Below are 21,265 nucleotides of genomic sequence, written 5' to 3'. Positions count from 1 at the left end.
CTATATAATAAAAACTTAATATGTCATTAAAGTAGTCTTAACCACTTACAAGTAATGCCACATTATTTTTGTTGTAAAATTATGTAAATAAATTACACGCGTTAAATATACAACGAAAATAAGTACATTCAAAGCTTTATTTGCTGTAATTATAACCTAAAAATTGTTAAAGTTACAAAAATATGTAGTTTTATTTCACAATATAAAGAGTGTTAATATGAGTCTCATTGAACAGTTAGCAGATTTAGTAGGTTTTCATCCAAGTTATACCGGTACATTCGGCGACACGGTTTATGCTAAAGATCAGGCGAAAAGCGCTTTATTAAAAGCGATGGGCTTTGATTTAGATGAAGCGTCATTATCAAATTCAATTGCAACGTTGAATCAAAACCAATGGACTCAAGTTTTACCCGTTGTTCATATTGTTAAGCGAGAAGAGCAGCAACATACCATCAGAGTAAGCCTACCTAAAATTGGTAGTTTACTCCTCAATTGGAAAGTCACGCCTGAACTTGGAAGCACTATTGGCAATGAGGTTGTTGGGGCTTTCAATGTTGAAGACATGCAAGTCATTGCAGAGTCAACAATTGATGAAACACAGTATTGTCAGTACTTAATAAATCTACCAAGCTTAGAACAAGGTTATTATCAATTTACGATCAGTTTTGGTGAGACCCAAACAAGTTGCCCGCTTATTTACGCGCCCAAAACCTGCTTCAGCGTACAAGAAGCGTCAAGCAATAAAGTATGGGGTTATACTGCGCAATTATATTCACTACTGAGTAAAGACAATTGGGGAATGGGTGATTTTACAGATTTAGCTGAACTTGTTAAAAAATCAGCTAAGCAACAGGCGGCAACCATTGGGCTAAACCCATTGCACCCGCTTTATCAAAATAATCCTGCACATAGAAGTCCTTACTCACCTTCTAGTCGCTGCTTTTTGAACCCACTTTATATAGATGTCAGCAAAATCCCGAATTTTGAACTTTGTGAACTTGCACAAACAGAAGTAAACAGTGAAGCATTTCAACAGCGCATTGCTAATACAAAAGCAAGTAACTTGGTTGATTACCCTGAAGTTGCAAAATTAAAGTTTGAAATCGTAGCGTTATTATTTGAAGATTTTTACGTAAACTCTACCGCTAAAAGTAACAATACATGCTATAAAAATATGGCCGTTGAATTTGAGCACTTTAAACAAATAAATGGCCATGACTTACAACGTTTCGCTACTTTTGATGCTCTGTATGAACATTTTCATTTAGCTGATGAAAATACTTATGGTTGGCCTGATTGGCCAATAAAATTCCAAGACCCTGATAGCGAAGAAGTACATAAATTTAAACTCTCTCATGCTAAACGTATTGAATACTTTTGTTTTTTACAGTGGCTAGCACATCAACAATTAAACGCTGTTTCTCAACTAACAGTCGATAAAGAGATGGCGATAGGTTTATATCTCGATTTGGCTGTGGGTTGTGACGGCTCAGGCTTTGATGTTTGGTCAGATAAAGAAGTTTATGTGGCAGGCGCATCAATCGGCGCACCACCCGATGGCATGAATCCCTTAGGACAAAACTGGGGGTTAACACCAATAAATCCAGTAGCTCTGCAAAAACAAGGCTATCAGCCTTTAGTAAAAGCATTAAGAAGTAGCATGCAATATGCTGGAGCTTTGCGCATTGATCATATTTTAGGACTGATGCGCCAATATTGGGTTGCTCCGGGTATGGAAGCCGATGAAGGGGTTTATATCAGTTTTCCATGGGATGATATTTTACGCATTATTGCTTTAGAATCTCGTCGAAATAATTGTGTTGTTATAGGAGAAGATTTAGGTAATGTTCCTGAAGGTTTCAGTGAAACCATTCAAAATGCAGGCCTGTTATCTTTTAAAGTACTCTTTTTTGAACGCTGGGATTCTGGTTTATTTAAGCGTCCTGATAACTTCCCTACACAATCAGTTGTTACTGTTGCCACGCATGATACATCTACATTAACCGGTTGGTGGCAAGGACGAGATTTACAATGGCGTCAACAACTTAATCTCTACCCTAATGATGAAGCTGGGCTTGCAGATAGAAATGCGCGAGTCAGTGAACGTGAAAACCTGATTGCTGCTTTAAATGATCTTCAAGTTATCGACATGAGCAAAGCACCACAGCTTGAACCTGCACAAATGAATAACGAGTTAAGTGTTGCAGTACAAAAGTATCTAGCAAAATCTTCAAGTCACCTCCAGCTTATTCCTTTAGAAGACGCTTTAGAGTTAACTGAGCAAGTAAATATTCCAGGTACAATTGATCAACATCCAAATTGGTTACAAAAACTACCCGTGTCGGTGGAAGATTTTGATAAAACAAATTCAGTGCAAGCAATAGCACAAGCAATGAATATCGCTAGACCAAAATAATCAAAGAAATCAAAGGAATAAAAGGAATCAAAGGAATCAAAGGAATAAGGCTATTAATGACGATGAGTGTTTAACATACTCATCGTCATTATTAACTAAAGAAAACTTCCCAAAACAAGCAATACCAAAAGAACAAAAGCAAACATGAACAAAGTTAAAAAAAACGGGCATTAGATAATTTGTGCCTTTTTCTTATAAGTTTAAAGTAGCTAATTAACTTTTGACTCTTTGCACCGCAGCTAGCCACTTTCCATATAAAATATTTCGTTGTGCGTTATCAATTGACGGGGTAAAGAGCTTTTCACATTGCCACATTTTTGCCAGCTCTTCTGTCGAGCTATACACCCCTGCTTTTAACCCTGCTAAGTAAGCAGCGCCTAGTGCCGTTGTTTCAGTTATTTCAGGGCGATCAATCGTTGCTCCTAAGATATTAGACAGAAAACTCAACAACCAATTGTTAGTCACCATACCACCATCAACACGAATAACACTGGGTCTAATACCGTCATTCTCCATGGCTTTTTGTAGGTCTTTGGTTTGATAACAAACAGATTGCAGGCCAGCTGTCACAATTTCATTAATGCCCGAATCTCGCGTTAAACCCAATATGGCTCCTCGTGCATTAGGGTCCCAATAAGGTGCGCCCAAGCCGGTAAATGCCGGCACAAGAAAAACCCCATGATCTAGCGGCACTTTTTCGGCAATTGATTCTGTTTCACATGCAGAGCCTATTAATTTTAAGCCATCTCTAATCCATTGAATGGTCGCGCCAGCCATGAAAATACTGCCTTCAATAGCATACGTTGGTTTACCCTTTAATCGATAAGCAACTGTCGTTAATAATCTATTTTTAGACTTAAGCGCCTTACTACCAGTATTCAGCATTAAGAAACAGCCTGTACCATAGGTGCTTTTCGCCATACCTTCATCAAAACATGCTTGACCAAATAAAGCCGCTTGTTGATCGCCTGCCATAGCTAAAATGGCAATTTCACTGCCAAGTAATGCACTATCGACATAGCCAAAGTTATCTGATGAATCCATCACTTCGGGTAACATGGCGGCGGGAATATTAAACAACTCAAGTAGCTTTTGATCCCAAGCTTGTTCATGAATATTAAAAATCATGGTTCTAGAGGCATTAGTCGCATCAGTTTTATGTACTTTTTGACCCGTAAGGTGCCACAACAAAAAACTATCAACCGTACCAAATGCTAGCTCACCATTTTCAGCTTTTTCTTGTGCTCCTTCAACATGATCGAGTATCCAGCGAATTTTAGTGGCCGAAAAATAAGGGTCGAGTAACAAACCGGTTTTATGATTAATCAGTTCTTCTACTGCGGGGCTAGATATTGTTCGACAATAATCCGATGTGCGCCTATCTTGCCAAACAATAGCATTATAAATAGGGTCGCCCGTTTTTCGGTCCCACACCAAGGTGGTTTCCCTTTGGTTAGTAATACCTATGGCAATTACCTCTGTCGCTTGAACATTATTGTCAGCAAGTACTTTTCGACAAGTACGCAACACAGTTTGCCAAATATCACTTGGGTTATGTTCAACCCAGCCATCGTGCGGGAAGTGTTGTTCAAACTCCTCTTGCGCAGATGCATACACTTTCCCAAGCTTAGTAAAAAGTATCGCCCTTGAGCTTGTTGTTCCTTGATCGATGGCTAATAAGTACTTCAAAATTGCTCCACCTTTATTACTTAGTCAATTGGTATTATTCGATAATGCCGTTAGCCTTAATGGCTTTCAACAACAATCGCTTTTAAAAAATGATAATTAAAACAATAAATGAGTAAAAGCGAGTAAATAAACAATTTTTATTAGTTTAAAATCTACACAAGAATGTTAGCCTTAATGACCTAAATGCGAATATGGTCATTGCTGTTGGAACGCCATATTTAACATATAAAAAAGTCAGGTACCGTAGATGAGTGAAGTACATGAAATATTTGACCTCGTTGTTATTGGCGGTGGCATTAATGGTACAGGAATCGCCGCAGATGCTGCTGGCAGAGGGCTAAAGGTTGCCCTGTGTGAGCAAAACGATCTTGCCTCTGCCACTTCTTCTAAAAGCAGTAAGCTCATTCATGGAGGTTTACGATATTTAGAGCATTATGAATTTAAGCTCGTTAGAAAAGCGCTTGCAGAACGCGAAATCTTATTAAAAAATGCACCGCATATTATTAAACCTTTAACTTTTTGCTTACCTCATCAAGCGCATTTAAGACCTGCTTGGCTGATCCATATTGGCTTGTTTCTCTACAACAACTTAGCTAAGCGCGTCACTTTACCTGCATCAAAAGGTGTTGTATTCTCATCCGATAGTCCCCTAGTTAGTACAATAACTAAAGGTTTTGAATATTCAGATGCTTGGGTAGACGACGCAAGGTTAGTTATTTTAAATGCACTTGCCGCGCAAGATTATGGTGCCAGTATCAAAACACAAACTCAGTGTATAAAAGCAGTACGCGAAGATAATATTTGGACGATTACCTTAAAAGATAGTTTGCACGGTAAAATGAGTGTTATTCGTTCACGCAGTATTGTAAACGCTGCTGGACCTTGGGTTGCAAAGTTGTTTTCAAATACTTTACCCAACAAATCGCCTCAAAAAATTAGGTTAGTTAAGGGTAGCCATATCGTAGTACCGCGCATCCATGATCAACCACAAGCTTATATTCTACAGAATGTTGATCAGCGCATCGTGTTTGTATCCCCTTTTGAAGATAGCTTCTCATTAATTGGCACCACAGATGTTGAATATAATGGTGATCCCTCTGCTGTTGAAATATCAGATGAAGAAATTGACTATCTATTAAACATCACCAATACCTATTTTAAGAAAAAAATATCACGTAATGATATTGTAACGACATTTTCAGGTGTTAGATCTTTATTAGATGACGAGTCAATAAATGCTCAATCCGTAACCCGTGATTACAAGTTAGAAATAGAAGATGTAAATAATAAAGCACCTGTCATGTCAGTTTTTGGCGGTAAAATAACCACTTACCGTAAACTCGCAGAAGCTACAGTTGATAAACTTAGTCCTTATTTCCCAAACATTGGACCTACCTGGACAGCAGACGCCCCGCTGCCCGGTGGAAACTTCAATAATATAGAATTATTTACTCAAGAAATTAAAAAAGAGTTTCCATGGTTGTCTTCAGCATTGCGGACTAGATTGATCCGTAGCTACGGTACAATAATTTTCACTTTATTAAATAATATAGATAGTATTGAAGCTATGGGGTCTTGTTTTGGTGCTGATTTATATGAGCTAGAAATCAACTTTTTAATCGAACATGAATGGGCTATTAATGTTGAAGACATCATATGGCGACGAACGAAAAGAGGCCTTTATTTATCAATGTCGCAAGTCTCTTTCATACAGCAGTATATTGATAAGCACCCTAGCATTGTAGAGCGTAAATCATTACAAAATAAATAAACTATTTGATCTACTTCATTAGGATGAAGCTACTTGGGACTTCACAGTTTTAAATAACAAGCACTTCACACTTATTGCGCTGCACTTACCACTGTCTAAAGGCTCTACTTTACGCGAAATTAAACCATAACTGACATAATTTACATAACTGACATAATTGACTTCGCTGCCGCCAAACTTATCAGACAAAGTATCACCTAATAAACCTAATTGAACTAATTCACGTATGATTTCGCGATCATAATGTTCATATCTATTGGCTTCAAGCACACCTAGTAGCAATTTTTTTGACAATAATAATGAGCAGAGTCACGGATCATTCGTTCTTCCTCGGTCAGTTGATTATCAAGAAATATCGGAACTTGCTAATTAAATGGGATTAATTTTTGGCACATAGAGTTGCCCGTTTTTAATACTATTTTACAGTGATTTTTTAATTGATCGCTTCACTCTATCTTCAAAAAGAAATATATCGTTAGATATTTTCCATATCTTTAATTTATAGCTATTTTTATGCTTGCGGCGCCATGTTTGTTATTGTACAGTAATGAACTTTAGTGGCACCAAGGTTCCGCCAAGCGAAACACGAGGTATTTTTTGATGAGTCCAAAAATGAATATCATTAGCAAGTTTTTCAAAGTAGCAACATTAACCATTGCTGCTTTGGGTGCAATCCCTGCTTTAGCTGAAACGGTTCTCACTTATGGCGAACCTGGGCCAAATCGTGGCGCCCGTGCTAGTGCTACCAAATGGTTTGCACAGGAAGTTGAAAAGCGTTCTGGTGGTGATTTAAAAATTGATATTATGTGGGGTGGTGCCTTATTTAAGGCGAATGCCGCGCGACAATCTATTGCTGCAGGCGTGGTCGATATGGGCACTATTATTCCCGATTACTTTCCCAAAGAGATGGTGTCTTTTTCTCTCACTAATTTACCTTTTGAAAACCTCGATCCTTGGGTTGGTTTAAAAGCTAATTTTGATCATATGCAATCCCCTGAAGTTACCAGTAATTTAGCCAAACAAAACTTATCCTTCATCACTTCATACATGCTGTCCAACGTTATCGTGCTATGTAAAGGGAGCGCTATTCGAACACTTGAAGATATTAAAGGTAAAAAAATTCGTGGTGTTGGTACCTTTGGTAAAATATTTGGCGATCTAGGAGCCAATTTAGTCAGCATGAGTATTTATAAGGCGTATCAGGGACTAGGTAACGGCTTACTCGATTGTAGCCTTGGTTACATGAGCGCCACAATTGCTTTGAAACAACATGAAGCGTCTGACAGCCTAACCAAGCTCAATTGGGGCACCTATACCGGTTTAGGCATATTTATAAACAAAGATGCACTAACAAAATTGAGCCCGTCTCAAAGAAATATAATAAATGAAGTTGGCGCTGACTTTATCAATTATCTTGGTGAAAATATAATGAAGGCTGACAAAAGAGCAGAAGAGTTACTGACACAAGGAGTTGATGGTCGTAAGTTAGAAATGATTACTTTGCCCTCTTCAGGTTCAGCTCAATTATACGCCGCGAGTCAATATCACATTAAGAAATGGGAAAAAGAAGCCATTGACAGTGGCCTATCTGGAAAAACCATGGTGGAAAACTACAAAGCTTCTCTTAAAAAATATAGCCAAGAACGGGAACTCAATGGCTACCCTTGGGCACGTTAACTTAAATACACCCGTTTAATTAATGAGGTGTTCTACTTTATAGGCATAAAAACAACCCAAATGTGGTTTGTTTTATCCAGTAGAAATGACCACAGCGTTAATCAAATTGGTATCACATAGAGTTTAATATTATGTTGAAAAAAATGGAACAAGGGGCATTGATTGTAGCTGGCCTTTGCATTATCACGCTCGGCCTAATGATCACGCTAACAGTTATTACACGTAACCTTTTTGGATGGGGAGTAACTGACGATGTTGTTATCGTTCGAGAGCTCATGGTAGGAGCCGTTTTTCTGCCGTTGGCTTATGTTACTGCAGATTACAGCCACATCACCATAGAGTTCTTATTTAAACGCTTGGGTAAGCATACCAAATTATGGATGCTTGCCATTGGATCTCTCATCAGCCTATTAATATTACTGCCACTTGCATTGGCTGCTTGGAAAGGATTTTTCCACTCAGCCATTAGTGGCGCTTATTTCTTTAGCCAATTAGATCTACCTGAATGGCCAGGACGATTTGCCTTTTTTGCTGGTGCAACACTATTTATTATACGTTTAATGGTAATTTTCGTTACTGATTTTCGAGCAGCAATCTGTGGTAATACTGACTATCTCGCGCAGCGTTCAGACGCGGCATACGATACAATTGAAGAGGGTTAATCTGTGGATCCATTAATGCTTGGGCTCGTCGGCTTTGCCTGTACGTTGCTTTTACTTATTTTCCGTGTACCAATCGCCTTTAGCTTAGCTGGCGTGTCATCGGTATTTATATTTTTATTTTTTGCTTTGAGAAACGGTGGCTTTGACATTGACACAGCGGTTGCACCTGCTCTGACTATGATCTCATCCAATGCCTTCGACTTAGTCCATTCTTATGATCTAAGTATGATACCGCTATTCGTACTTTTAGGTCATATTGCTTACCATACAGGTATCACTACTGACATTTATCATGCGGCGCGAGTTTGGTTAAAGCGCTTACCTGGCGGGGTGGCAATGGCCTCTGTTTTTGGCTGTGGGGGATTCTCGGCTATTACAGGTTCGAGCATTGCTTGTGCTTCAGCTATGGGTAAAATCTGTGTGCCTGAGATGTTACGGATGGGCTATGATAAGCGTTTAGCTACATCTACTGTGGCCGTTGGTGGTACGCTTGGTTCGCTTATTCCACCCAGTGTGCTATTTATTGTTTATGGTATTTTTACCGAAATGTCAATTAGTCGCCTATTCTTGGCAGGTATTATCCCAGGTCTGATATCTTTGTTGGGATTTTTAGTGGTGATCTACATATGGGTGAAACGTAATCCCAGTGATGCACCGGCTGATACCACTTTGCATGTTAAAGGCGATCGCCGAAAAGCAGCGATAAGATGTTGGCCTGCTATGTTGCTTTTTACCATTATTATTGGTGGTATTTACGGTGGTATATTTACCGCTACAGAGGCAGCAGCGATCAGTGCGTTTACGGTAATCATTATTGGCGCTTTACAAAAACGACTTAATTGGCAACAGTTTATTCAATCAGTTAAGGAAACTTGTACGCAGACCACGACAATCTTTTTTATTGCGGCCGGAGCAAAAATTTTTGTTGGCTTTGTTGCATTAACAGGTATGGCACCAGCACTGGTTGGTTTGATCGAATCTGCCGACGTATCACTATGGCTATTACTGGTAATGATCGCTGGTGTATATTTCCTACTAGGTATGTTTCTTGACCCGCTAGGTATTATGGTACTTACCCTACCATTTTTAATCCCTATGGTAGAAGGTTATGGCTTAGACTTAATTTGGTTTGGTGTGGTTATAATAAAATTGCTTGAAATAAGCTTGATCACCCCGCCGGTCGGATTAAACGTCTTTGTTATCGCCAGTGTCACTAAACCTTCGGTAGCTGTATATGACATTTTTATGGGCGTTACACGTTTTCTGGTCATGGATATCTTAGTATTGATTGCGATTATCGCCTTCCCGATACTATCGCTGCTAATACCTAACCTTATGATGTAGCCTTTATTGTTCGCGGTTGGTTAACATATACCCTGCCGCGAACAACCATCACGCTTCAAGTCATACATAGTGTTCATTCTATATTCTCAAATCCACTTAACCTCGATAAAATAATAACCAAAGTTAGGCTTTATTTATCCAAGTTCGGTATAAGTATTTTATATACCACTATGCTTAGCGCCAAATCAATAACAAATAATCATATGCCAATTGCAAAAAAGGCCTTTGCAATAAACAAAGACCTTTTAACAATAAGTGAAATAATAAACTAAGAAAAAGTATTAAAATCGAATTAAGGTTGCTTCGATATTACGCACCATGCTTTTTAATTGTGGCGCGACTTCTCCGCTCAAAAACTCTTGCGACAACCTAAAAGCTGGGCCACCAGCATTGAATACATAAATTTGCCCTTGCGTGAGCTTCAGCGGTACCGCAATAGCATTGGTATCTCGCTCCCAATCGCCCCAAGAGTGGCAATAGCCAAATTCTTTATAGCTTTCCACTGCTTGATCAACGCCAGCTTTGACAGCCTCGAACTTATCACCCAGTTTTTCTTTGAAATGTCTCATAAAGAAGTCACGTTCTTCTTCTGACAAAGCCACTAAATAAGCTCGCCCTGCTGCCGTAGTTGCCATCGGGATTTTGTCGCCAATATCTTTTTTAAAGGTAACAATATCTTTTGGGGCACAATGATCAACATAAATCATGTCAAGTCGATCTCTGTCTGCCAAACCTATTGATGTACCTGTTTCAATGGAAAGTTCTTTCATTTGGGGGTTCGCCACTTGACGAATTGCTAGGTTTGACACAAATGCATAACCCAAAGCCAACACACCAGCGCCAAGCTGGTACTTTTCTAAACGCTTTGAATAAGTCAGGTAGCCCAAATTTGTTAAGGTATAGGTTAATCTTGATATACTCGATTTAGGCAGACCGGTACGCTGAGCTATCTCCTGATTGCCAAGAAATCCATCTCCCGGATTAAATGCCCGTAAAATATCTAAACCTCTAGCAAGCGCTTCGACAAATTTACGATCGACTTCCCCATTTGTATCTCTTGGCATACCCGTTGGTGTATTCATTTTGAACTACTCAATTGTTTTGATACTCGGCGAATTGACTTGTTTTAGATGTCAATACGTTTTTCAAATTATGGTAGTTATAATCTCATTATTTGCTCTAAAAATAAAGATTATAGATAGCTTTAAAGCTGACGTTTATAGGTTATTAGCCGCAATTTAGAGGAATATCATGAAAATATACGATAACAGGCTACTTGATCTTTTTAGTTACTGAATTATTTGTACTATAAATTGGCCAAAAACGAAATTCTTGAACATTCCAAGAGTATTACAGCCACTTATTTTAAGTAGGAAATCACCCGATTTCAAAAATTTTATAACATTTTTCTTAGTTATTTATGCTGGAATATAACTAACTTACTATGATAATAATCTACTTACTTTTCTTGTAATGTTTCTTTTGAGCAGAAAATGTAAAGTTATCGAGGACTATTTATGACTTTTATACTGCTAAGTATACTTGTCGATAATTTACACCAACAAAATAATCGCTGATATAATTCCATAATATTGTTACTCATCAACACGACTAACCATGATTAAAAATCAACGTTAACACCAAAATTAATTCTAAATTTTAGTGACAATATCGTATGATGAGTTCCAAGTAAAAACAGTAAAATCAGCAGCTATACAATTGAAATAAGTCATCCAATCGATTTTACAAGGCGCTTTCTAATTCAGGTAACGCTTCAAATAGATCGGCGACAAGACCGTAGTCAGCTACTTGGAAAATAGGCGCTTCTGGATCTTTATTTATCGCCACAATCACTTTCGAATCTTTCATACCCGCAAGATGTTGAATTGCGCCTGAAATACCTACGGCAATGTATAAGTCTGGCGCAACAATTTTACCTGTTTGACCAACTTGCATGTCATTAGGAACAAAGCCTGCATCTACCGCCGCGCGTGATGCACCAATGGCAGCACCTAATTTGTCAGCAATACCGTCTAATAACTTGAAGTTATCGCCATTTTGCATACCGCGACCACCTGAAATAACGATACTTGCTGCACCTAAGTCTGGGCGTTTTGAAACCGTTAACTCATCACTGACATGGCTTGAAATACCTGCATTTGTAACCTTATCTAGTATTATGATCTCTGCAGCGCCATCAGTGGCAACGGCATCAAACCCAGTTGAACGGACTGTGATTACTTTTTTATCATCTACACTTTGCACGGTTGCAATAGCATTACCGGCATAGATTGGACGCACAAAAGTATCTGCACTCACTACCGCCGTAATGTCTGAAATTTGAGCGACATCTAACAAAGCGGCAACGCGAGGCATAAAGTTTTTGCCGGTGGTTAATGCTGTAGCCAGTATCACGTCGTAGTTCACTGCTAATTCAGTCACTAATAAACTGATATTCTCTGCCAGTTGATGCTCGTACACGAGGTTATCTGCAACTAATACCTTAGTAACACCATTAACTTTAGCGGCTTGTTCAGCAACGCTTTGACAATTATAGCCAACAACTAAAATGGTAATGTCACCACCTATTTTCTGTGCCGCAGCAACTGTTTTTAAAGTATCAGCTTTTAACACGCTGTTGTCGTGTTCTGCATAGACTAAAATGCTCATGAAATCACCTTTGCTTCATTTCTTAACTTTGCAACTAACTCATCAATTGATTCAACAATAATACCCGCTTGTCGTTCTTTAGGTGGTGTCACTTTTAATAAGTTGGTACGTGGGGTTAAATCAATACCAAAATCAGCAGCTAATTTTACCACTAGTGGTTTACGTTTAGCTTTCATGATATTAGGTAGAGAGGCGTATCGGGGCTCATTTAAACGTAAGTCAGTAGTCACAATTGCGGGCAGATTTAGTGCTAGCGTTTGTAATCCAGCATCTACTTCTCTTGTTACATTAATTCTGTCGCCTTCAACCTTAACTTCAGAGGCGAAAGTACCTTGTGCTAAACCAGTTAATGCAGCAAGCATTTGGCCGGTTTGGTTGTTATCGCTATCAATTGATTGTTTACCTAAGATAACGAGCTGCGGTTGTTCTTCTTCGACAATTTTTTGAAGTAGCTTAGCAATATTTAACGCGTCGAGCGCTAACTCTGTTTCGATATGAATAGCACGATCAGCGCCTAGGGCAAGTGCAGTTCGAAGCTGTTCTTGGCAGCTTTTATTACCAATAGAAATAGCAATAACTTCAGTTGCTGTGCCTGCCTCTTTAAGGCGAACAGCTTCTTCTACGGCAATTTCACAAAAAGGGTTAATGGCCATTTTAACGTTAGCTAAATCAACGTTTGAGTTATCAGATTTAACACGTACTTTGACGTTATAATCGATGACACGTTTAATTGGGACTAATACTTTCATAAATTTACTTTACCTCAATGGATACTAGATAATATTTGCTTAGTTATATTTTAATTTATTCAAATTGACGGTTTAATTCTTTTTCTAACAAAGATAATGCCGCATTCGAAAGACTAATCTTGCTCTGCATTTCATGACTATATGAAACAATAATACTTTCACTTTTAGCCGCAATTTTTTGATGTGTTTCGCTATAGATGACTTGGCTTAAGGTGAACCTATCAGTACTTATTTTTTCAACTTTGGTGGCAATAATAAGATTATCAGGATATGTCACCGGAAACTTAAACTTGCAATCGATATAAGCAACAACAAAGCCCAGCTTATCACCGCCAAGGGCGGCTCTAATATGACTATCTGAGAAAAATTTCACTCTACCTTCTTCACAGTAACGAAAGTAATTGCTGTTATTAACATGTCCTAACATATCAATATCTCCCCATCTTACGGGATGCTTTAATTGATGAGAGTAGCAATGTAATTGATCTTTCATAATATTCTCCACTTCTAATGCAATATTTTACTGTATGACTGTACCTAAACCACTTCAAACTACTTGATTCATCTAAGTGTTAATTACTCTTTTCTATATCTAAAAACGCCCTGACCCGAAGCAATAATATTATCAAAAGAGTCGTAAACATCAGCAGCACCATAATAGATATTTCGACCGGAAGCTGTCACCCTGCCAATGGCATAAATTTTGTTTGATTGAGCTTGGCCTAAATAGTTTATATTTAACGATAAAGTTAATGCTTTTCTATAGTTAAGAGGATCATCACTATAGGCTCCAGTCAGCGCAGTTGCTGCATCTAATAAAGCTGAAATAAAGCCTCCATGTGGAATACCTGAACGATTTAAATGCTCAGGTTTAAGCTCAGCACTCATTTTAATATGATTTTCTCGCCATTCCTCAATCACAAAACCTAAATGATCATTAAATGGCGGCATTTCTTTATTTGCCCAAGGTTTCATTTTAATCCTTTATTTTCTGTTTCTTGCCACTTGAGATTCTTCACTTTGAAGTAACTGTGCAAAAATCGCTAACTCCTTTTTAATAATATCGGTCAGTATTGTCTGCTGAGGAGCCTTAAGCATTTTTTTAGTCGTACGTAAGGCATTTTGAGGTTTCAACGCTAATGCTTTCGCTTTGCTTAAAGCAAAATCAAATACTTCAGATTTGTCTATTTGTTGATTTACTATACCTAAATCAATTGCCGTCTGGGTATTAAAAGCATCACCCAACATTAATATTTCAGCCGCTTTACGATGACCTGCTAATTGAGGAATAAGCAAGCTTGATCCTCCTTCGGGGCATACACCTAAATCGACGAAAGGCATTTTAAAATAAGTTTCTGAGGCATAAACCAAATCAAAATGAAGCAACATAGTTACGCCTATTCCAACGGCAACACCCGATACGGCTCCAACGATTGGTTTTGGGTAATTATGCAGCTCATATAATAAAATTGATGCGGGCGAAGCTTTATTAACATCTCGATTATTGAAATCGTTTAAATCATTCCCTGCTGAAAACGCATCGTCTGTACCATGTATAAGTACGACATTAATACTGTCATCTGAAGCACTATCTTTAAGTGCTGTAGCCATAGCCGAATACATTAGGTGTGTTAAAGCATTTTTTTTCTCTGGGCGATTAATACCTATATGTAGAACACCACTATCCTGATGAATTAATATATTTTCTTGAATTTTCATCATTGCCTCTATTTAATGTTCAGTCGATTTAAGCGCGATAACGCCTGTACATATTCTGTTTTGAAACGTTCAACGATTTTGGACACTGTAGTAATCTCGGTAATACTGCCCAAACCCTGGCCTGCCCCCCAAATATCTTTCCAAGCTTTAGTTTTACTGCCTCCAGAGGAACCAAATTTCATGGTACTTTTATCGCCTTCGTCCAAGTTATCGGGATCTAAACCTGCATTAGAAATGCTTGGCTTAAGGTAATTGCCATGTACGCCAGTAAATAGAGAGCTATAAACAATATCTTTAGCGCTATAATCAACTAACATGTTTTTATATTCCCGCTCTGCATTCGCTTCTTCTGTGGCAATAAAACACGTTCCTATATAAGCAAAGTCAGCACCTAAAGCTTGTGCTGAGAGTATTGATGCACCATTAGCAATAGAGCCTGATAACGCAATAGGACCATTAAAAATTTGTTTTATTTCACTCACCAAAGCAAAAGGACTTAAGGTCCCGGCATGTCCACCTGCTCCTGCACACACCAAAACTAAACCATCAACACCTGCTGCTATCGCTTTTTCGGCGTGTCGAACATTGATAATATCGTGAAAAATAATACCGCCGTACGCATGAATTCGCTCAACTAATGAGGGATCTAACGCGCGTAAACTGGTAATAATGATCGGTACTTTAAATTCAATACAAGTATTTACATCATCCTCTAATCGGTCATTACTCTTGTGAACAATTAAATTAACCGCGTATGGGGCAACAATGGCATTAGGATTAGCTATTTGGTACTCATCTAATTCAGTTTTAATGGTGCTTAGCCATTCACCCAGTAAAGATTGTGGACGCGCATTAAGTGCAGGAAAAGAGCCAACAATTCCGGCTTTACACTCAGCGATAACTAATTCTGGCCCCGAGACGATGAACATTGGAGCACTGATGACAGGCAAAGATAATTTATTTTGTAATGTTTGTGGAATTGACATATTTTCCCCTTAGAGCATATTTGCTTTGATAAAAAATTAGCTATGCCGAAAATTGGTATAACTAATTTTTCACTCTTTTGGCTATTGGCTATTCGCCCACTGAGTTAAGGTTTTACCTTCCTCAACAAGTTGCTTTAATAATGCTGCTGGTTGCCAAAAATCTTCACCGTAAGTAACGCCGAATTCACATATGGTTTGATAGATTTTTTCTAAACCTATGGTCTCAGCATAAAACATTGGACCACCTCGGTAGGCTGGAAATCCATAACCAAAGGCGTAAACCACATCAATATCACTCGGACGCTGTGCAATACCCTCTTCAAGTATTTTGAAACCTTCGTTAATCAAAGCAAAAGTTAAACGTTGTAAAATAGTCACATCATTTATTGTTTTGCGCTCAACCCCTCTTTGTTTAGCTTGTGCTTCAATAACTTCAAGTACTATAGGATCAGACATACGCTGTCTAGTGTCAGGATCATATTGGTAATAGCCTGCACCAGTTTTTTGACCTAAGCGGCCCATGTCATATAAAGCATCCGCAATGCAGTAGGTTCTAACATCACCTTTTTCTTCATCAGTTAAGCCCTCACGCGCTTTATAGCCAATATCTATTCCGGCTAAATCGCCAACAGCAAGCGGCCCCATTGCCATACCAAAGTTTTGCATTACGGTATCTATACCTTGAGGTGTTGAGCCTTCAAGTAAACATAATTGGGCTTCTCGCGCATATTGTCGCAACATACGGTTACCAATAAAGCCATAGCAAACGCGAGATAATGCAGGCACTTTTTTAATGGTTTTAGCAATAGCCATCGATGTTGCAAGCACTTGATCAGACGTTTTATCACCGCGAACAATTTCAAGTAATTTCATGACATTAGCAGGACTAAAAAAATGCAGACCAATAACATCTTGTGGTCTTGAAGTAGACTCTGCAATTAAATTTACGTCTTGATAAGAGGTGTTACTGGCTAAAATAGCTCCGGGTTTACATACTTTATCGAGCTTGGCGAATACTTGTTTTTTGATGTCTAGATTTTCAAAAACAGCTTCAATTACCAAATCCATATCAGCTAAATCGTTATAATCTGTGGTGCCTGTGATCAGCTGTTGGCGTTGTGCGGCAAGCTCAGTAGTCAATTTACCTTTTTTAACGGTTATCGCGTAATTTTTAGCGATAATATCTTTACCACGCTGCAATGCTACATCGTTAATTTCCAGCAGTGTCACAGGGATACCCGCATTAACAAAATTCATTGCAATACCTCCTCCCATGGTACCGCCACCAATAATACCTACGCGTTTAATATCTTTTAACTGAGTCTCTTTTGGTAAATCTTTAATTTTTGAGGACATTCTTTCGGCAAAAAACATATGGCGTAATGCTGCAGACTGTGACGATTGCATGCACTCTATAAATAAACGTCTTTCAACTTTAAGACCTTCATCAAAAGGTTTATTCATTGCCGCTTCAATACATTCAACAATACGTTGAGGTGCTTCTTGTTTACGAAAACGTTTACTTAATTGGGCTCTATAATCATCGAAGAACTCTGCTGACGCACCAGTTTTATCAACATCTATGTCTCTTACTCTTTTAAGTACAGCGCCTTGTTCAACAACGTCTTTGGCAAACATAATTGCTGAGGTCAATAAATCGCCTTCAACCACTTTATCAATTAAACCGATACTAAGTGCTTTATCTGCAGAAATTGGCGTACCCGTAGTAATTAAGTCCAATGCGGCTTTAACACCGACTAACCTAGGTGCTCTTTGTGTTCCACCTGCACCGGGTAATAAGCCTAATTTAACTTCAGGTAGCCCAACATTAGCGCTAGCTAATGCACAACGATAGTGACAAGCCAAAGCGGTTTCTAATCCGCCACCGAGTGCGGTGCCATGAATGGCGGCAATAATAGGCTTTGTTGATGCTTCAACTTCATTAAGCAACTCAGGTAAAGAAGGTAGCATGGGTGGTTTTCCAAACTCTGAAATGTCTGCCCCCGCAATAAAAGTACGTCCTTCACAAATCAAAACTATTGCTAAAGAGGCATCTTTTTGTGCTTGTGCTAATGCCTCTTGAATTCCTAATCGTAATGCATGAGAAAGCGCGTTAACCGGAGGGTTATTCAAACGAATAACACCGATATCACCTTCTAATTGATAACTAACAACTGACATAAACTAATTCCTTACTTTTAGAAAGTTAAACACGCTCAATAACGACTGCGATACCTTGACCAATACCAATACACATGGTCGCTAATGCGTATCGACCACCGGTTTTTTCTAATTGACGCAATGCCGTTAGCATAATGCGCGTACCACTAGCACCTAAAGGATGTCCGATCGCAATCGCACCACCATTTTGGTTAATACGAGGATCATCAAAAGCGATACCTAGTTGTTTCATACACCCGAGTGCTTGTACTGCAAAGGCTTCATTGAATTCTAAAACATCCATATCAGCTAAGGTTAACCCCGCTCTTGCTAAGGCTTTTTGTGAAGCTGGAACAGGACCTAAACCCATAACACGTGGTGGTACGCCGGCAATCGCACCCGCTATAATTCTACCGCGAGGTTTAATACCTGCTTTTTCGCCGACTTCTTTACTACCAATAATCATGGCAGAAGCACCGTCGTTAATACCTGAAGCATTACCCGCGGTGACTACGCCATCAAATAATGGTCTTAATTTACCCAGAGCCTCTGCCGTTGAAGATGGACGTGGATGCTCATCAGCAACAACGGAAATTGGTGGCAACTTTCGGCCTTGTGATACTTCAATGGGAATGATTTCATCGTTAAAAAAACCAGCTACTTTTGCCGCTTCATACTTCGCTTGCGAGCCGGCTGCGAATATATCGCAATCTTCTCTACTGATATTTAAATCACTGGCAATGTTGTCAGCCGTTTCAGGCATTGAATGCCCGCCATAGGCTTTAATAATCTCTGGGTTGGTAAAACGAGCCCCCATGGTGGTATCAAAGATTTCTTGCTGGCGAGAAAAGGCTGAAGTTGCTTTAGCTAAAACGAAAGGTGCGCGACTCATAGATTCTACGCCACAAGCAACAAATAACTCGCCTTCATTGGCTTTTACACATCGAGCAGCATCTAACGCCGCCGCTAAACTTGAACCACAAAGACGGTTAACCGTTAACCCGCCTGTCTCGATAGGTAAACCTGCTAATAATCCTGCAAAGCGAGCCACGTTACGGCTATCTTCACCTGCCTGATTAGTACTACCGGCAATTACATCTTCATAAAGACTTAAATTAAAGTCGTTGCGTTGCACTAAATTTTTTATAAGGTGAGCAAGCATATCATCCGGACGAACAGATGATAAAATGCCTCCATGGCGACCAAATGCGGTTCTTGCTGCATCGTATATAAACGCGTCTTTCATAATTTTTCCTTATAAATTTTTATAATTAACAACGACAGGAAAAGCGATCAATAATTTAGCTGCTTTGTGTTTGTCATCGGTATTTGATAATTCAATGTGAACAACCTGGCCTTTCTCTGGGTCAAATTCTGATTTAACCTGTGCAGTAATATCATTTTTTTTCAGTATTGCATCAACGCTAAACTCTGTAGCTTTATTGCGTAATATTGGTTTGAAAACTTTACCAACAGCCGTTAACGGCAAGCTATCGAGAATTTCAATACGTTTAGGTATTGCCGCTCTTTCGCTTATATGCTCTTGGCAGTAGGCCAGTAAGTCCGCTGAAGTAGTTTGTTGTTGATTTTTTAACACCACATAAGCAACAGGTATTTCCCCTGAATGTGCGTCAGGCTGACCAATAGCAACTGATTGGATTACATCTTTATGAGCCAACAACGCATCTTCAATAATCTGCGGATCAATATTATGCCCACCACGAATAATCAAATCTTTTGCGCGACCTGTGAGCTGAATATGCCCTAATGCATTAATAACGCCTAAATCACCAGTATTAAACCAATCATCCTCAACCCAAGCGCCATCATTATCACTTACGTTCAAATAGCCTTGAAAAACATTAGGTCCTTTCACCAAAATAATGCCAGGTTCATTAGTTTCACAAATACGACTAATTTTGTTATCAATTAATTCAACAGCAATCACACGGCTGTAAGGTATAGCGTTTCCGACAGCAACCCCTTCAACATCGTAACCAGGAAGGGTCCTAGCAACCACACAAGAAGACTCTGTCATGCCATAACCATTGGTAACACTGCAATTAAATCGTTGCTGAAAAGATAATTTTAATTCAAGAGGCAAAGGTGCTGAGCCGCAGGCTGCATGTTCAAAACATTTCAAATCAATTTTTTCATCCGGCTGCTGAAGTAGCACCGAAATTATAGTGGGTACAGTAGGAAACCAACATACTTGATACTTATTAACAAAATACCACCAGTTTTTTACTGTATTAGGGTTTCTAAAACCTTCGGGTGTCATAATAACCACCGTGCGACCAACGAAGAACATAGCTAAACTAGCGGCAATAACTCCAAACACATGGAATAGTGGCAATGCATTCAAAACCGCGGATTTACCATGATAAGCATTAAACCCTGCATAAACTTGCACAACAAAACTAATGTTGTCATGAGATAATTTTGCTATTTTCGGACGTCCTGTTGTTCCTCCAGTATGGAAGTACATCGCAATATCTTCACCTTTAGGTTGAAATGTTTCTGCTAATCTTTCATTTGATTGAGTAGATATAGCATGATTAAAATCACTGACGGTGATATTTTTATGACTGATCTCGCCATAACTGTTATCGACGACTAGGACATGTTCAAGTGACGGGACGCGTGCAATAATTTCATGCACTTTTTTACCTAATTCAGTTTCAGCATCAAGAGAAACTGTCACTAACACTTTAGTTTTCACCTCATTTAATATTTCAATAATGTGATCAACTTGCAGAAGGTAATTAATGGGATTAGCAATTGCCACGGCTTGAGAAGCCCATATACTTAGATGAGTTTCTGTCAAATTGGGGAGTAAAATAGAAACAACATCAGTACGACCAACACCCAACTTTTTAAATAGGTTTGCTGTTTGATTAAGTTTATTAGATAAAGTGGCAAACGTTATTTCTTTCGCAACTTCATCTCGAGTTGCAGTAACATGCTCAGCTATTGCAATATCAGCTGGATATTCATCTGCTGCATGGCAAAAAACATCGTAAGTTGTTTTACAATGATATCGGTCTTGGTAACTTATTTTTTCTAAATCAGCAAGTAACTCTAATTCTGTTAGTTTGGACATTTAAGCGCTCACTCTAATACAAATTTTATATTTCATTATTACTACAAGACTAATTAAGCAGTAAAACAGCTTACGCATTCTGCAATGCGGAACTGTATTTTGCAAGATTTTTTTAAAAGCTATTTAATGTACTTTATGAAGTCATTAAATAATAACAATTCAATTTAAGAAATAAATAACAGATTAGTGTGAAAAACTTGATTAAACTCATCACATTGATAAAAAATGACAAAATCAATCCTGCAAAATACAATTCCGCAAAGCGGTATCCTGTGGTATCATTTACTTAATACATAAATTCACTGAATTAATACTGAAT

At 38.6% G+C, this 21,265-nt stretch carries 17 protein-coding genes; 5 read left to right on the top strand and 12 right to left on the bottom strand.

What is annotated here, in order from left to right:
* Positions 1-217 precede the first annotated feature (217 nt).
* Positions 218-2,416: a 4-alpha-glucanotransferase gene (gene malQ / locus H4J50_RS14595; RefSeq protein WP_182257158.1), complete on the top strand. Its 2,199-nt coding sequence runs from the start codon at positions 218-220 to the stop codon at positions 2,414-2,416.
* Positions 2,417-2,629: 213 nt separating this feature from the next.
* Here the strand turns inward: malQ and glpK are convergent, their stop codons facing one another.
* Positions 2,630-4,108, bottom strand: a complete 1,479-nt coding sequence (gene glpK / locus H4J50_RS14590; RefSeq protein ID WP_182257160.1) for a glycerol kinase GlpK — start codon at positions 4,106-4,108, stop codon at positions 2,630-2,632.
* Positions 4,109-4,352: 244 nt separating this feature from the next.
* Between glpK and glpD the strand changes: the two genes are divergently transcribed.
* Positions 4,353-5,876 (top strand): glycerol-3-phosphate dehydrogenase, encoded by a 1,524-nt coding sequence (gene glpD / locus H4J50_RS14585; protein ID WP_182257157.1) that lies wholly within the window; start codon positions 4,353-4,355, stop codon positions 5,874-5,876.
* An 18-nt stretch (positions 5,877-5,894) separates the two neighbouring features.
* On the opposite strand, the gene H4J50_RS14580 is transcribed toward glpD, so the two are convergent.
* Positions 5,895-6,170, bottom strand: coding sequence for an acyl-CoA dehydrogenase family protein (locus H4J50_RS14580; protein WP_182257156.1), 276 nt, complete (start codon positions 6,168-6,170; stop codon positions 5,895-5,897).
* Between the two features lie 306 nt (positions 6,171-6,476).
* On the opposite strand from H4J50_RS14580, the gene H4J50_RS14575 reads away from it, so the two are divergent.
* The 3 genes from H4J50_RS14575 to H4J50_RS14565 all read left to right on the top strand — a co-directional run bounded on the left by H4J50_RS14575 (position 6,477) and on the right by H4J50_RS14565 (position 9,559).
* Positions 6,477-7,553 carry a C4-dicarboxylate TRAP transporter substrate-binding protein gene (locus H4J50_RS14575; RefSeq protein WP_259366260.1) on the top strand — a complete coding sequence of 359 codons (1,077 nt, stop codon included), beginning with the start codon at positions 6,477-6,479 and terminating at the stop codon, positions 7,551-7,553.
* A gap of 131 nt (positions 7,554-7,684) precedes the next feature.
* The gene (locus H4J50_RS14570; protein WP_182257155.1) at positions 7,685-8,215 is read left to right on the top strand and encodes a TRAP transporter small permease; all 531 of its coding nucleotides are present in this window, start codon (positions 7,685-7,687) and stop codon (positions 8,213-8,215) included.
* 3 nt (positions 8,216-8,218) lie between these two features.
* The gene (locus tag H4J50_RS14565) at positions 8,219-9,559 is read left to right on the top strand and encodes a TRAP transporter large permease (protein WP_108455630.1); all 1,341 of its coding nucleotides are present in this window, start codon (positions 8,219-8,221) and stop codon (positions 9,557-9,559) included.
* Between the two features lie 281 nt (positions 9,560-9,840).
* On the opposite strand, the gene H4J50_RS14560 is transcribed toward H4J50_RS14565, so the two are convergent.
* The 10 genes from H4J50_RS14560 to H4J50_RS14515 form a co-directional block, all read right to left on the bottom strand.
* Positions 9,841-10,641 carry an IclR family transcriptional regulator gene (locus H4J50_RS14560; RefSeq protein ID WP_108455629.1) on the bottom strand — a complete coding sequence of 267 codons (801 nt, stop codon included), beginning with the start codon at positions 10,639-10,641 and terminating at the stop codon, positions 9,841-9,843.
* Between the two features lie 661 nt (positions 10,642-11,302).
* A complete protein-coding gene (locus H4J50_RS14555) occupies positions 11,303-12,229 on the bottom strand; it encodes an electron transfer flavoprotein subunit alpha/FixB family protein (protein ID WP_182257154.1) in 927 nt (308 codons plus the stop codon).
* On the bottom strand, positions 12,226-12,978 hold the full coding sequence (locus H4J50_RS14550) for an electron transfer flavoprotein subunit beta/FixA family protein (RefSeq protein ID WP_108455627.1): 753 nt from the start codon (positions 12,976-12,978) through the stop codon (positions 12,226-12,228). The genes H4J50_RS14555 and H4J50_RS14550 overlap by 4 nt, the downstream gene beginning before the upstream one ends.
* Positions 12,979-13,033: 55 nt before the next feature.
* Complete coding sequence (locus H4J50_RS14545) at positions 13,034-13,471, bottom strand: thioesterase family protein (protein ID WP_182257153.1); 438 nt, start codon at positions 13,469-13,471, stop codon at positions 13,034-13,036.
* An 83-nt stretch (positions 13,472-13,554) separates the two neighbouring features.
* On the bottom strand, positions 13,555-13,953 hold the full coding sequence (locus tag H4J50_RS14540) for a PaaI family thioesterase (RefSeq protein WP_081178052.1): 399 nt from the start codon (positions 13,951-13,953) through the stop codon (positions 13,555-13,557).
* A gap of 9 nt (positions 13,954-13,962) precedes the next feature.
* Positions 13,963-14,697 (bottom strand): enoyl-CoA hydratase-related protein, encoded by a 735-nt coding sequence (locus tag H4J50_RS14535; protein ID WP_108455625.1) that lies wholly within the window; start codon positions 14,695-14,697, stop codon positions 13,963-13,965.
* Between the two features lie 8 nt (positions 14,698-14,705).
* On the bottom strand, positions 14,706-15,683 hold the full coding sequence (locus tag H4J50_RS14530; protein ID WP_182257152.1) for a nitronate monooxygenase family protein: 978 nt from the start codon (positions 15,681-15,683) through the stop codon (positions 14,706-14,708).
* An 81-nt stretch (positions 15,684-15,764) separates the two neighbouring features.
* Positions 15,765-17,864, bottom strand: a complete 2,100-nt coding sequence (locus tag H4J50_RS14525; RefSeq protein WP_182257151.1) for a 3-hydroxyacyl-CoA dehydrogenase NAD-binding domain-containing protein — start codon at positions 17,862-17,864, stop codon at positions 15,765-15,767.
* Between the two features lie 25 nt (positions 17,865-17,889).
* The gene (locus H4J50_RS14520) at positions 17,890-19,089 is read right to left on the bottom strand and encodes a 3-oxoadipyl-CoA thiolase (RefSeq protein WP_182257150.1); all 1,200 of its coding nucleotides are present in this window, start codon (positions 19,087-19,089) and stop codon (positions 17,890-17,892) included.
* A 9-nt stretch (positions 19,090-19,098) separates the two neighbouring features.
* Positions 19,099-20,946, bottom strand: coding sequence for an acyl-CoA synthetase (locus H4J50_RS14515; protein ID WP_182257149.1), 1,848 nt, complete (start codon positions 20,944-20,946; stop codon positions 19,099-19,101).
* Positions 20,947-21,265 lie beyond the last annotated feature (319 nt).

The sequence above is a fragment of the Colwellia sp. 6M3 genome, from assembly GCF_014077595.1.
GTDB lineage: Bacteria > Pseudomonadota > Gammaproteobacteria > Enterobacterales > Alteromonadaceae > Cognaticolwellia.
The sequence above is the reverse complement of the archived record's forward strand: the minus strand, read 5'-3'. Positions and strand labels throughout refer to the sequence as shown.

Bases quoted from the DNA above. Each gene is read 5' to 3' on its own strand.
- malQ (WP_182257158.1), top strand. From the start codon at position 218: ATGAGTCTCATTGAACAGTTAGCAGATTTAGTAGGTTTTCATCCAAGT.
- glpD (WP_182257157.1), top strand. From the start codon at position 4,353: ATGAGTGAAGTACATGAAATATTTGACCTCGTTGTTATTGGCGGTGGC.
- H4J50_RS14575 (WP_259366260.1), top strand. From the start codon at position 6,477: ATGAGTCCAAAAATGAATATCATTAGCAAGTTTTTCAAAGTAGCAACA.
- H4J50_RS14570 (WP_182257155.1), top strand. From the start codon at position 7,685: ATGTTGAAAAAAATGGAACAAGGGGCATTGATTGTAGCTGGCCTTTGC.
- H4J50_RS14560 (WP_108455629.1), bottom strand. From the start codon at position 10,641: ATGAATACACCAACGGGTATGCCAAGAGATACAAATGGGGAAGTCGAT.
- H4J50_RS14555 (WP_182257154.1), bottom strand. From the start codon at position 12,229: ATGAGCATTTTAGTCTATGCAGAACACGACAACAGCGTGTTAAAAGCT.
- H4J50_RS14550 (WP_108455627.1), bottom strand. From the start codon at position 12,978: ATGAAAGTATTAGTCCCAATTAAACGTGTCATCGATTATAACGTCAAA.
- H4J50_RS14545 (WP_182257153.1), bottom strand. From the start codon at position 13,471: ATGAAAGATCAATTACATTGCTACTCTCATCAATTAAAGCATCCCGTA.
- H4J50_RS14540 (WP_081178052.1), bottom strand. From the start codon at position 13,953: ATGAAACCTTGGGCAAATAAAGAAATGCCGCCATTTAATGATCATTTA.
- H4J50_RS14535 (WP_108455625.1), bottom strand. From the start codon at position 14,697: ATGAAAATTCAAGAAAATATATTAATTCATCAGGATAGTGGTGTTCTA.
- H4J50_RS14530 (WP_182257152.1), bottom strand. From the start codon at position 15,683: ATGTCAATTCCACAAACATTACAAAATAAATTATCTTTGCCTGTCATC.
- H4J50_RS14525 (WP_182257151.1), bottom strand. From the start codon at position 17,864: ATGTCAGTTGTTAGTTATCAATTAGAAGGTGATATCGGTGTTATTCGT.
- H4J50_RS14520 (WP_182257150.1), bottom strand. From the start codon at position 19,089: ATGAAAGACGCGTTTATATACGATGCAGCAAGAACCGCATTTGGTCGC.
- H4J50_RS14515 (WP_182257149.1), bottom strand. From the start codon at position 20,946: ATGTCCAAACTAACAGAATTAGAGTTACTTGCTGATTTAGAAAAAATA.